This window comes from Rhodococcus sp. NBC_00294, assembly GCF_036163995.1.
Lineage (GTDB): Bacteria > Actinomycetota > Actinomycetes > Mycobacteriales > Mycobacteriaceae > Rhodococcoides.
The window spans coordinates 2,436,433-2,448,998 of sequence record NZ_CP108043.1 but is presented as its reverse complement, the minus strand read 5'-3'; the positions used below and the strand labels follow the sequence as shown (position 1 = coordinate 2,448,998).

Here is a 12,566-nt window from a genome sequence, read left to right as displayed (position 1 = left end):
GGCCGTCATCGTTCGGCCAGCACCTCTCCGATGTATCGAGCAACAGCCGCGACCGACGCGATCGTTCCCGGGTAGTCCATGCGAGTGGGGCCGAGCACACCCATACCGCCCAGCACGTTGCCCGCCGAGCCGTAGCCGGTGGAGACCACCGAGGTGCCCCGCATCTCCGGGGCCATGGTCTCCTCGCCGATCCGGACGGTCACTCGGCCGGTGTCCTGGGTCGCCGCGATGAGCTTGAGCACCACGACCTGTTCCTCCAGCGCCTCGAGCACGGAGCGCAACGACCCCGGGAACCCACTGAGCGCGGCGAAGTCGGCGGCGTTGCGCGTCAGGTTGGCGGTCCCCCCGAGCACGAGCCGCTCCTCCGGGTGTTCGACGAGCGTCTCGACCAGCACGGTCGACGAGCGCACCACGGCGTCGCGCAGATCCTCGGGCGCCGTCTCGGCGAGTTCGGCCACCGCGGCCGACGCCAGGGCGAGACGCTTGCCCTCCAGCGCGCCGCCGAGCAGCGACCGCAGACGCGAGAGGTCCTCGTCGTCGATGACGTCGCCGAGTTCGACGATGCGCTGATCGACGCGGCCGGAGTCGGTGATGAGCACCAGCAACAGTCGCGCCGGCGTCAGGGCCACCACCTCGAGATGGCGGACCGACGACGCGGACAGGGTCGGGTACTGCACGACGGCGACCTGACGGGTCAGCTGGGCGAGCAGGCGAACACCGCGCCGCAGCACGTCGTCCAGGTCGACGCCGGTGTCGAGGAACTGCAGGATCGCCCGTCGCTCCGCCGAAGAGAGCGGCTTGACGTCGGCGATGCGGTCGACGAACTGCCGGTAGCCCTTGTCTGTGGGGATACGACCCGAGCTGGTGTGCGGCTGCGTGATGTAGCCCTCGGCCTCCAGCACGGCCATGTCGTTGCGCACGGTAGCGCTGGACACTCCCAGATTGTGTCGATCGACCAGTGCTTTCGATCCGATGGGCTCCTGCGTCGCGACATAGTCGGCGACCAGGGCACGCAGGACCTCGAAACGTCGATCCTCCGTACTCGACATCGCAACCCTCCTACGCTCGGGACCGGTGGCTGTGCGGGACCAGCCGATTCTAGTCGGCGACGCGCGGGTGCCCCATTCCGCTCGCCCGAGTCACTACTGTGACCGGTGTGATCTTCAAGGGAGTGCGCGACGGCAAGCCGTATCCGGAGCACGGTCTGTCGCTCCGCGACTGGTCCAAGATTCCGCCACGTCAGCTGCGCCTCGACGAGATCGTGACCACCACGAAGGTGCTCGAACTCGACCGTCTGCTGTCCGAGGACAGCACGTTCTACGGGGACCTGTTTCCCCATGCCGTGCATTACCACGGCGTCGTGTACCTCGAGGACGGCCTGCACCGGGCGGTGCGGGCTGCGCTGCGAAACCGTGTCGTCCTGCACGCGCGGGTGTTCGATTACGACGCGATCGGGGCCTGAAGTCGATAGGTTGTCCGTATGGACCCATGGACAGGCTGGCAGACCTTCTTCACAGACCTCTTCGCAGGCAGAGTCGATCTGATCGAACTGGTGACCTCGGCATTCGCCTACTTCTCCTGAGCGGCACTCACTCGAGAATGTCGCGCACGACCCCGTCGGCGAGCAACCGCCCACGGTCGGTGAGGACGTACCGATCGCCCAGACGGACGAGCAGTCCGTCGGACGCGATCGAGTCCGCACGGGCCACCTCGTCCGCTGACAGGTCACCCGCGGCCATTCCCGCCCGCAGCCGCGCGGTCAACAAGACACGTTCCATGTGTTGCTCGTCGCTCGTGAGAGATTCGCTGTCCGCGATCGGCAGCGCCCCGTTCGCCAGCGTCTCCGCGTATCGCGCCGGATGCTTGACGTTCCAGAACCGCGTCCCGTTCACGTGGCTGTGTGCGCCGGGACCGATGCCCCACCAGTCACCGCCGTCCCAGTACCCCAGGTTGTGCCGGCACTCCGCACCGTCGCCCCGCGCCCAGTTGGACACCTCGTACCACCCGAAGCCGGCCGCGCCGAGACGCGCGTCGATCCGCTCGTAGCGCGACGCCAGCACGTCGTCGTCCGGAGCCGGGAGCTCGCCCCGGCGCACCCGTCTCGCCAGGGCCGTCCCGTCCTCGACGATGAGCGCGTACGCGGACACGTGGTCGACACCGGCGTCGAGCACCGCCGTCAACGACGCATCGAGGTCGTCGTCACTCTCTCCCGGCGTTCCGTAGATGAGGTCGAGGTTCACGTGGTCGAACCCGGCCGCCGCCGCTTCCCGTGCCGCGTCCCCGGCGCGTCCCGGGGTGTGGGTGCGGTCGAGGATCGCGAGCACGTGCGGTGCCGCCGACTGCATGCCCAACGACACGCGCGTGTAGCCGGCCGCGCGGATTCCGTCGAAGAAGGCCGGCGACGTCGACTCGGGATTCGACTCCGTCGTCACCTCGGCATCGGCCGAGAACGTGAAGGACGAGCGCGCGGCACCGAGAAGATCGGCGAGGCCGTCGGCGCCGAGCAGCGACGGCGTTCCGCCGCCCACGAACACGGTGTCGACGCTGGGCACGCTGCCCGACTCCCGCGCGAACGTCGCCGCGGCGAGATCGAGCTCGCGGCGCACTCCGTCGAGCCAGGACTGCGGTGACGCCGACGTTCCGAGCTCCCCGGCGGTGTAGGTGTTGAAGTCGCAGTAACCGCAGCGCGTCGCGCAGAACGGCACATGGAGGTAGAGGCCGAACGGCGCGGCCGGACGATCGACGAACGAGTCGGGTGCGAGCACACCGACAGCGGGAGGAGCGAGTGGAACGGGGATCACCGGACCAGTGTCCTCCTCCCTCCTCGTCGACGCCCTGGTCGGGGGAGGCACCCGCGTCGTGGCAGAATGGGGCTCATGACAGTCGTGGAGATCATGCTCGTGGCTCGGCGCCACGTCGATCTCGCACGCGTCTGCAGCTGTCTGAGGCCGCTCGTCTGACCCTCCCGCCAGCCCGCACACCCCCCGGCCGGTCAGGGACGAGGTGTGCGGACCAGCCCTCCGAGACACCCCTTCCTGTTCGGCGCCCGACCTTGGAGCGCCCATGACGAACACCCCCGACACCGCTGCGCCGCGCGCACGGTCGACCCGTCCCGCCAAGCGGAGGTCCGAGGGCCAGTGGGCACTCGGCTACCGGGAACCGCTCAACGCGAACGAACAGAGCAAGAAGGACGACAACCCGCTCAACGTCCGCGCGCGGATCGAGAACATCTACTCCAAGCAGGGTTTCGACAGCATCGACAAGGCCGATCTGCGCGGGCGCTTCCGCTGGTGGGGGCTCTACACCCAGCGCGAGCAGGGCTACGACGGCACCTTCACGGGCGACGAGAACATCGATCTGCTCGAAGCGAAGTACTTCATGATGCGCATCCGCTGCGATGCCGGCGCACTCAGCGCGTTGCAGTTGCGCACTCTGGGTGAGATCTCGCAGGAGTTCGGCCGCGACACCGCCGATCTGTCCGACCGGGAGAACGTGCAGTACCACTGGATCGAGGTGGAGAACGTCCCCGAGATCTGGCGCCGCATCGAGTCGGTCGGTCTGAAGACCACCGAGGCGTGCGGCGACTGCCCGCGCGTCGTGCTGGGTTCCCCGCTCGCCGGCGAGTCGCTCGACGAGGTCCTCGATCCCACGCCCGCCATCGACGAGATCGTCGAGCGCTACATCGGCCGGCCGGAGTACTCGAACCTCCCCCGCAAGTTCAAGACCGCGATCTCCGGCCAGCAGGACGTGGTCCACGAGGTCAACGACATCGCCTTCATCGGGGTGAACCATCCCGAGCACGGTCCCGGCCTCGACGTCTGGGTCGGCGGCGGTCTGTCCACCAATCCCATGCTCGCGCAGCGGCTCGGGGTCTGGGTGCCGCTGCACGAGGTCGCCGACGTGTGGGAAGGCGTCGTCTCTATCTTCCGTGACTACGGGTACCGGCGTCTGCGCAACAAGGCGCGGCTGAAGTTCCTGGTCAAGGACTGGGGCGTGGAGAAGTTCCGGGAAGTGCTCGAGACCGAGTACCTGAAGCGGCCGCTGCTCGACGGCCCCGCCCCCGAGAAGCCGACCCGGCCCGTCGACCACGTCGGGGTCCAGAAGCTGAAGAACGGCCTCAACGCCGTCGGACTCGCCCCCATCGCGGGCCGCGTCTCCGGCACCATCCTGACGAAGGTCGCCGACGCGGCCGCGCGGGCGGGGTCGGATCGCATCCGGTTCACCCCGTACCAGAAGCTCATCGTCCTGGACATCTCCGACGAGAAGCTCGAGGACTTCATCGCCGAGATGGACGCACTGGGTCTGCCGGCGCGGCCGTCCATCTGGCGCAAGAACCTGATGGCGTGCAGCGGCATCGAGTTCTGCAAGCTGTCCTTCGCCGAGACCCGCAAGCGTTCGCAGGTGCTCGTCCCCGAACTCGAGCAGCGGCTGGCCGACGTCAATGCGCAGCTCGACGTCCCCATCACCGTGAACATCAACGGCTGCCCCAACTCGTGCGCTCGTTCGCAGGTCGCCGACATCGGGTTCAAGGGTCAACTGGTGGACGACGGTGACGGCGGACAGGTGGAGGGCTTCCAGGTCCATCTCGGTGGAAGCCTCGGCTTCGACAGTGCCTTCGGCCGGAAGTTGCGCCAGCACAAGGTCACCAGCGCCGAGCTGGGCGACTACATCGACCGTATCGTCCGCAACTTCGTCAAGCAGCGCGACGAGGGCGAGCGGTTCGCGCAGTGGGCCGTACGCGCCGACGACGCGGATCTGCAGTGAGCGAGCACGGGAATCGCGTGTCCCGCCCTCGCGTTGTCTCCTGGACCGTCCGCCCGCGAAAGGTTGTCTCATGAGCGTCGCCACCCATCGCCACCTGACCGAGTCCGAGCTCCGCGCCATCGCCGAGCGGGGTGCGCGGGAGATGGACGGCGCCTCGGCGGACGAGCTCATGCGCTGGACCGAGGACACCTTCGGCGACGACTACATCGTCGCGTCGAACATGCAGGACGGCGCGCTGGTCCATCTGGCCGCGCAGGTGCATCCGGGTGTCGACGTGCTCTTCCTGGAGACCGGCTACCACTTCGCCGAGACCATCGGTACTCGTGACGCCGTCGAGTCGGTCTACGGGGTCAACGTCATCGACGCGAAGACGACCGTGTCGGTGGCCGAGCAGGACAGGCTCGAGGGCAAGGATCTCTTCGCCCGCGATCCCGCACGCTGCTGTGCACTGCGCAAGGTCGTGCCGCTGAAGCGTGAGCTGGCGAACTACAGCGCCTGGGTCACCGGCATCCGCCGCGTCGAGGCACCCACGCGCGCCAACTCGCCGCTGATCTCCTTCGACGAGGCGTTCGGCCTGGTGAAGATCAACCCGATCGCGGCGTGGTCCGACGACGAGATGCAGTCCTACATCGACGAGCACGGCATCCTCGTGAACCCGCTCGTCGACGAGGGCTACCCGTCGATCGGGTGCGCACCGTGCACGGCCAAGCCCGCTCCCGGAGCGGACCCGCGCAGCGGTCGCTGGGCCGGCAGCACCAAGACCGAGTGCGGACTGCACTCGACCGAGGAAGGAACCCGATGACAGCCGCCACGAGCGTGGACGTCACCCACGTCGACGAGCTCCGGGCACTCGAGGCCGAGTCCGTGCACATCATCCGCGAGGTGGTGGCCGAGCTCGAACGACCCGTACTGCTGTTCTCGGCGGGCAAGGACTCCATCGTCCTGCTCCGCCTGGCGGAGAAGGCGTTCCGCCCCTCCCCCGTTCCCTTCCCGGTGATGCACGTCGACACCGGACACAACTTCCCCGAGGTCATCGAGTTCCGCGACCGACGACTCGAGGAGGGCGGCCATCGCCTCGTCGTCGCGTCCGTCCAGGAGTCGATCGACTCCGGTCGCGTCCGCGAGGTCGGCGGGTCCTCCGGCTCACGCAACCGTCTCCAGACCCGGACGTTGCTGGACGCGTTGGAGGAGAACAAGTTCGACGCCGCCTTCGGTGGTGCGCGGCGCGACGAGGAGCGTGCGCGCGCCAAGGAGCGTGTGCTGAGCTTCCGCGACGAGTTCGGCCAGTGGGATCCGCGGGCCCAACGCCCCGAGCCGTGGTCGCTGTACAACGGCCGCATCAAGCGCGGTGAGCAGGTCCGCGTGTTCCCGCTGAGCAACTGGACCGAGCTGGACATCTGGCGGTACATCGAGCTCGAGCAGCTCGAACTGCCGTCCATCTACTTCGCCCACGAGCGCGAGGTGTTCGAGCGCGACGGCATCCTGCTCGCCACCTCGGAGTTCACCTCCCCGACCGAGCACGAGACCGCTGCCGTCGAGATGGTGCGCTACCGCACGGTGGGCGACCTCACCATCACCGGCGCCGTGCGCTCGCACGCCACCGACATCGCCGGGGTGATCACGGAGATCTCCGCGGCCACCGTGTCCGAGCGCGGCGAGACCCGCGCCGACGACCGCACGTCCACAGCCGCGATGGAAGATCGCAAGCGCGAGGGGTACTTCTGATGACCATCACCAATCCGCTTCCGGTGTCGGACGTTCCGGTGTCCCCGGCTCCCACCGCCCCGCGTCAGCTGCTGCGCATCGCCACAGCCGGCTCCGTCGACGACGGCAAGTCCACCCTCATCGGGCGGCTGCTGCACGACACGGACAGTCTTCCGCTCGATCACCTCGACGCCGTGACCGACGAGGAGGGCGTGGCCGACCTCGCCGCCCTGTCGGACGGTCTGCGTGCCGAGCGCGAGCAGGGCATCACCATCGATGTCGCCTACCGCTTCTTCTCCACGCCGAGTCGCAGCTACGTCCTCGCAGACACCCCGGGACACGAGCGCTACACGCGCAACATGTTTACGGGAGCCTCCAACGCGAACGTCGCCATCCTGCTCGTGGACGCCCGCGCCGGCGTGTTGCGGCAGACGCGTCGTCACGCCCGGATCGCGACGCTCGTGGGTGTCGACCGCCTGGTGGCGACCGTCAACAAGATGGATCTCATCGACTTCGACGAGTCCCGCTTCCGTGACGTCGAGCGCGAGCTCGCCGACCTCGGTGCCCGCCTCGGCACGGAGATCCTGGTCATCCCGATCGCGGCGAAGCTGGGCGACAACGTCGTTCGGCCGTCCTCGACCATGCCCTGGTACACGGGCCCCACTCTGCTCGATCACCTCGAGAGCATCGACCTGGTCGCTCCCGCACCGGTCGCCACGGAGCTGCGGTTGCCCGTGCAGTGGGTCTCTCGCCCCACCGACGGCGAACGCCGTCGGTACACCGGCCGGCTGTCCGCCGGCACCGTGCAGATCGGCGACTCGATCGTCGCGCTGCCGTCCGGATCGCGCAGTGTGGTCACGGCACTCGACACACTGGACAACGCCCGCGACGTCGCCGTGGCTCCGCTCAGCGTCTCCGTCGAACTGGCCGACGACATCGACGTCGCCCGCGGCGACGTCCTGGTCAGTGGCGAGCCCGACGCCCACCTGCCCACGCTCGCACGGGAATTCGATGCCACCGTGTGCTGGCTGGCGGAGGCACCTCTCGGTGTCGGCGACCGACTGGCGATCAAGCACACCACCACCACGGTGCGCGCGACGGTGCAGCGCATCCACTCGCGACTCGATCCGGAGACGCTCGACGAGCATCCCGGCTCGGAGAACCTGTCGCTCAACGACATCGCGCGGGTGACACTGCGAACCAGTGCGGTGATCGTGACCGACGACTACGCGGACAACCGCGACTCCGGTGCGTTCATCCTGCTGGACGAGCACACGAACGACACCGTGGCCGCGGGCATCATCGAGGGGTCCCGCGCGGTGCTCGACCGCTCGGACACCCCGTCCTGGGTTCCGTCGTCGATCACCCGCGACGAGCGTGTCCGCCGTACCGGTCAGCACGGTGCGACGATCTGGCTCACCGGCCACCCGTCCTCGCACAAGGCCGCCGTCGCCGTCGCGCTCGAGGACGCACTGACCGCCTCCGGTCGCACCGCCTACATCGTCGGCGGTGACAACGTCCGCGGAGTCCTCGACATCGACGCCGCAGCCGGAACCCGCGCCGCGACGGTGCAACTCGCCCGGTTGGCCCGGTTGTTCGCGGATGCCGGAGTGGTCGCGATCGTGCCCATCTCGTCGGCGGACGGCGAGGATCTCGCTGCCGCGCGAGTCGAGATCGCTGCGGCCGGGATCCCGGTCACCGATCACCACGTCGATGCCGACGACACCGCGACGCCGGCCGAGGTCGCGGCAGCCGTGCTGCGCGCATCGAACGCGTAAGGAAGAGACGCCCCCGCGTCGAGACGACGTCAGGAACCGCCGACGACGGCAGTGGAGCATGCAGGGTCGAGTCATGACCTTGCGTGAACTACTGCCGTCGCTGTCGTCTCCGGACGATGCTCGTGCGCTGTGGCCCGGGGAGATTCACACCCACGGGGGCAGGCTGTGTGTCCGAAGCGACGGGCGCGCCGAGACGTTCCTCGACGATCTGTGCGACGAGTACGGCGACGCCGTGGCCGTCCGAGCGGGCACCGCGGTGGTCACGGTGACCCGGGTCCGGTCGGTGGACGTGTACCGAGGGCTCCTCCGCGTCGTCACGACCGGTGCCGACTGGGGTGTTGCCCCGGTGTCCGTCCGCGTCGCCTCGCGCCATCCGGTGTGCCGACCGGTTCCGTGTTGCCTCTGCACCCGGTCGGGGCGCTGCGTGTGCCCCGCGCTCGACCTGCCGTCGGACATCCACGCCGGCGACGTGCTGGCGATGGTCACGCGATGCGGTGATCCGGCGTTCCGTGGCCCGACCGTGTGTGTCCGGTCGGGGTGCGTCGAACGCGCGTGAGTCAGCCGGGGATCACCGGCACGCGCGTGGCACGCACGTACACGGTCTCCCCGCTCTGCAGCCCCAGCGCCTCGTTGTCGCCGCGGGTGATCTGCGCGAAGAACAGCTCGTTGGTGGCGCCGTTGCGCAGCTCCACCCGCACCTCGAAGCCCAGGTGCACGACACGCTCGACGGTCGCCCGCAACACCCCCGCGTTCTCGGCCGTGCCGGTCTGCTGCGCGTTCGCGAGATCCGGTGTGCGGCCGACCCGGATGTCGTGCGGACGGACCAGCTGGCCGTTGAGCCGCGACACCTCACCGAGGAAGGACATGACGAAATCGTTCGCCGGGGTGTCGTAGAGATCGCGAGGAGCGCCCACCTGCTCGATCCGGCCCTTGTTCATGACCGCGATCCGGTCGGCGACGTCCAGCGCCTCCTGCTGATCGTGCGTGACGAGCACCGTGGTGACGTGCACCTCGTCGTGCAGTCGACGGAGCCACGTGCGGAGATCGGCCCGCACCTTGGCGTCCAGGGCACCGAACGGCTCGTCGAGCAGCAACACCCGCGGGTCCACGGCGAGCGCGCGGGCCAGGGCCATGCGCTGACGCTGGCCACCGGACAGTTGCGCCGGGAAGCGCGTCTGGAAACCCGAGAGGCCGACGATGTCGAGCAGCTGATCGACGCGCTCGTCGATCTCGGCCTTGGGCCGCTTGCGGATCTCGAGCCCGAAGGCGACGTTCTTGCGCACGGTGAGGTGCTTGAACGCGGCGTAGTGCTGGAAGACGAATCCGATGTCGCGCTTCTGCGGACTGACGGTCGTGACGTCGTCGCCGGCGATGACCACCACGCCGGAGTCCAGCTCCTCGAGTCCGGCGATCGACCGCAACAGTGTCGACTTGCCCGACCCGCTGGGCCCCAGGAGCGCCGTCAACGATCCGGACGGGATGTCGAGGGACACGTCGTCGAGGGCCGCGAAGTCGCCGTAGTTCTTCCGCGCTCCCCGGACGGAGATCTCGATGCCGCCCGTGCGCTTCTCTGTCGTCGTGGTCGTCGTCGTCACGGTGCTCATTCCTTGGTTCGCTTGCGGTCCAGAACCGTCATCAGCAGCAACACGATGACGGCGACGACCATGAGAAGTGTCGACGCGGCGTACGCGCCCGGTTGGTTGAAGTCCTCGTACCTGGCGTTCACCAGCAGCGTCAGCGTCTGCGAGATGCCCGGCAGGTTGGTGGAGACGATGATGACGGCACCGAACTCGCCGAGCGCGCGGGCGACCGTCAGGACGACGCCGTACGTCAGCCCCCAGCGGATGGCGGGAAGTGTGATGCGCCAGAAGGTCTGCCACGACGTCGCGCCCAGCGTGGCCGCGGCCTCCTCCTGCTCCTGTCCGATCTCGTGCAGCACCGGTTCCACCTCGCGCACCACGAACGGCAGCGTGACGAAGATGGTGGCCAGCACCATGCCGGGCAGCGCGAAGATGACCGTGATGCCCCATTCGGCGAGGAAGCCGAACCAGCCGTCGGCACCCCACAGCAGGATGAGCGCGACACCCACGATGACCGGGGACACGGCGAACGGGAGATCGACGACCGCCTGCACGAACCCCTTGCCACGGAAGTTGCCGCGCGCGAGAGCCAAGGCCGTGACGACGCCGAACACCACGTTCAGCGGCACGACGATCGCGACGATGATCAGCGACAACTGCAACGCCGACTGTGCGGCCGGCGTGGTGATGAGCTGGAAGAACGAGACGATGCCGTTCTCGAACGTGCGGTACAGGATCGCACCCAGCGGGAACACCACCAGCACGGCCAGGTAGAGCAGCGCGACCGTACGGAGGCTCAGTCGAGTTCCGGTGGACAGCTTCACTTCTGCTCCTCCCGCCGGGCGAGGCGGCTACCGGAGATGCGCAGCACGAACAGCACCACGAAGGCGATGAGCAACAGCACCACCGAGATTGCGGCCGCGTCGACGGGCTGATCGGTCTCGATCTGCTCGCGGATGAGCTGCGACGCGATCTGCGTCTCGCCGGGAATGTTGCCACCGATGAGGACGACGGATCCGAACTCGCCGAGTGCCCGCGAGAAGGCCAGTCCGGCACCCGAGAGGATCGACGGCAGCAGCACCGGCAGCACGACCCGCCGGAAGATCACCAGATTGCTCGCACCGAGCGAGGCGGCTGCTTCCTCCACTTCCTGGTCGAGCTCGATGAGGACCGGCTGCACCGCGCGCACGACGAACGGCAGTGTGACGAAGGCGAGGGCGAGCACGACACCGGCCTTGGTGGCGTTCAACGTGATGCCCACCGGACTCATCGGGCCGTAGAGCGACAGGAGCACCAGGCTCGCGACGATGGTGGGCAGGGCGAACGGCAGGTCGATCAGCGCGTTGACGACGGACTTGCCCGGGTAGTCGTCTCGCACCAACACCCAGGCGATGACGGTTCCCATCACCACGTTGATCAGCGCCGCCACCACCGAGACCTGCACCGTCACGCGCAGAGTGGCCAGCGCCCGCGGATCGGTGACCGCGTCCCAGAACTCGGCGGGTCCGTCGGACAGGGAGCGACTCAGCACGGCTGCCAGGGGCAGCAGGACGATGATCGAGAGCCACAGGACGACGGTGCCGAGCGTGAGCGATCCCCCGGGAAGATGGGAGGCCGGCCGGCGACGGGCGGGAAGGCCGGAGGCCGGCCGGCGAGGGAGGAACTTTCGCCGACCGGCGACCTCTGTCGTCATGGTCAGCTCGATGCCTTGTAGATCGCGTTGATGGCACCGTTCTCGCCGAACAGGTCACTGTCCACCGCAGCCCAGCCACCGAGATCGTCGATGGTGTACAGCTTCTGCGGCGTCGGGAACTTGTCGGTGTAGTCGGCGGCGACTGCGGGGTCGACGGGACGGAAACCGCTGTCGGCCCAGATCTTCTGGCCGTCCGCGGTGTAGAGGTAGTCGTTCAACGCGTTGGCCTGCTCGAGATTAGCGCTGGAGTTGACGACCGCGACGGGGTTGTCGATGCGGAAGGTCTGGTCCGGAACGATGTGCTCCACCGGCTGACCCTGCCCCTCGAGCAACAGCGCCTCGTTCTCGTAGCTGAGCAGGACGTCGCCCTGGCCCTGGAGGAACGCCTCGGACGCGGAGCGGCCGGAGTCGGGCTGCACCGGGAAGTGCTTCACCAGTTCGGTGACGTAGTCCAGGCCGGCCTGGCGATCCTGGCCGCCGTTGCTCACGGAGGCGTAGGGCGCCAACAAGTTCCACTTCGCCGAGCCGGAGCTGAGCGGGCTGGGGCTGATGACCTGCACGTCGGGGCGGATCAGGTCCTCCCACGTGCGAATGTTCTTCGGGTTGCCCGGTCGCGTCACGATGGACACCACGGAGCCGAACGGCACGCCACCGTAGGCGTTCTGGTTCCAGGCCTCGTCGACCTTGCCGGCCTTCACCAGTCGGGTGACGTCGGGCTCGACCGAGAAGTTGACGATGTCGGCCGGTGCGCCGTCGGCGACCTTGCGCGACTGGTTGCCCGAGGCGCCGTAGTCGGCGTTGATGGTGACGTTGTCACCGTTCTCGGTGGAGGCGAACGCGGCGCCGATGGCATCCCACCCGTTCTTGGGCACGGCGTACCCGACGAGGGTGAGCGACGGACCGGACGTGGACGCGGCGGTCTCCCCGACGGTGTCGGAGGACCCGGTGGAGCACGCGGTCAGGGTGAGGGCGGCCGCGACGGCGGCGGCGGACAGCAGGCGGACACGACGTGATGGGAACACGGTGGACCTCTCGAGGAGTGCGGCA

Annotated in this window: 12 protein-coding genes; 6 read left to right on the top strand and 6 right to left on the bottom strand. The window is 68.4% G+C overall.

From position 1 onward, the window contains the following. Positions 1-5: 5 nt before the first annotated feature. Complete coding sequence (gene hrcA, locus OHB23_RS11480; RefSeq protein WP_328809567.1) at positions 6-1,049, bottom strand: heat-inducible transcriptional repressor HrcA; 1,044 nt, start codon at positions 1,047-1,049, stop codon at positions 6-8. Positions 1,050-1,156: 107 nt separating this feature from the next. On the opposite strand from hrcA, the gene OHB23_RS11475 reads away from it, so the two are divergent. Continuing rightward, positions 1,157-1,462, top strand: coding sequence for a type II toxin-antitoxin system VapB family antitoxin (locus OHB23_RS11475; protein ID WP_027505715.1), 306 nt, complete (start codon positions 1,157-1,159; stop codon positions 1,460-1,462). Positions 1,463-1,589: 127 nt separating this feature from the next. Here OHB23_RS11475 and hemW read toward each other — a convergent pair whose 3' ends face one another. Continuing rightward, positions 1,590-2,765 carry a radical SAM family heme chaperone HemW gene (hemW, locus tag OHB23_RS11470; protein ID WP_328811629.1) on the bottom strand — a complete coding sequence of 392 codons (1,176 nt, stop codon included), beginning with the start codon at positions 2,763-2,765 and terminating at the stop codon, positions 1,590-1,592. Between the two features lie 298 nt (positions 2,766-3,063). Here hemW and OHB23_RS11465 point away from each other — a divergent pair, with 298 nt between their 5' ends. From OHB23_RS11465 to OHB23_RS11445, 5 genes are all read left to right on the top strand, one after another. Continuing rightward, on the top strand, positions 3,064-4,764 hold the full coding sequence (locus OHB23_RS11465; protein ID WP_328809566.1) for a nitrite/sulfite reductase: 1,701 nt from the start codon (positions 3,064-3,066) through the stop codon (positions 4,762-4,764). 70 nt (positions 4,765-4,834) lie between these two features. After that, positions 4,835-5,566: a phosphoadenylyl-sulfate reductase gene (locus tag OHB23_RS11460; protein WP_027505713.1), complete on the top strand. Its 732-nt coding sequence runs from the start codon at positions 4,835-4,837 to the stop codon at positions 5,564-5,566. After that, the gene (gene cysD, locus OHB23_RS11455; protein WP_222630395.1) at positions 5,563-6,489 is read left to right on the top strand and encodes a sulfate adenylyltransferase subunit CysD; all 927 of its coding nucleotides are present in this window, start codon (positions 5,563-5,565) and stop codon (positions 6,487-6,489) included. Before OHB23_RS11460 ends, cysD begins: the two co-directional genes overlap by 4 nt. Continuing rightward, positions 6,489-8,246: a GTP-binding protein gene (locus tag OHB23_RS11450; protein WP_328809565.1), complete on the top strand. Its 1,758-nt coding sequence runs from the start codon at positions 6,489-6,491 to the stop codon at positions 8,244-8,246. Before cysD ends, OHB23_RS11450 begins: the two co-directional genes overlap by 1 nt. A gap of 73 nt (positions 8,247-8,319) precedes the next feature. After that, complete coding sequence (locus OHB23_RS11445) at positions 8,320-8,802, top strand: hypothetical protein (RefSeq protein WP_328809564.1); 483 nt, start codon at positions 8,320-8,322, stop codon at positions 8,800-8,802. Between the two features lies 1 nt (position 8,803). On the opposite strand, the gene OHB23_RS11440 is transcribed toward OHB23_RS11445, so the two are convergent. Genes OHB23_RS11440 through OHB23_RS11425 form a run of 4 tightly spaced genes read right to left on the bottom strand, consistent with a single transcriptional unit; the run spans position 8,804 to position 12,541 of the window. Further along, on the bottom strand, positions 8,804-9,841 hold the full coding sequence (locus OHB23_RS11440; protein WP_235578974.1) for a sulfate/molybdate ABC transporter ATP-binding protein: 1,038 nt from the start codon (positions 9,839-9,841) through the stop codon (positions 8,804-8,806). A 5-nt stretch (positions 9,842-9,846) separates the two neighbouring features. Then, positions 9,847-10,650: a sulfate ABC transporter permease subunit CysW gene (gene cysW / locus OHB23_RS11435; protein ID WP_328809563.1), complete on the bottom strand. Its 804-nt coding sequence runs from the start codon at positions 10,648-10,650 to the stop codon at positions 9,847-9,849. After that, the gene (cysT, locus tag OHB23_RS11430) at positions 10,647-11,519 is read right to left on the bottom strand and encodes a sulfate ABC transporter permease subunit CysT (protein WP_328809562.1); all 873 of its coding nucleotides are present in this window, start codon (positions 11,517-11,519) and stop codon (positions 10,647-10,649) included. Before cysT ends, cysW begins: the two co-directional genes overlap by 4 nt. A gap of 2 nt (positions 11,520-11,521) precedes the next feature. Further along, positions 11,522-12,541 carry a sulfate ABC transporter substrate-binding protein gene (locus OHB23_RS11425; protein WP_027505708.1) on the bottom strand — a complete coding sequence of 340 codons (1,020 nt, stop codon included), beginning with the start codon at positions 12,539-12,541 and terminating at the stop codon, positions 11,522-11,524. Between the last annotated feature and the right edge of the window lie 25 nt (positions 12,542-12,566).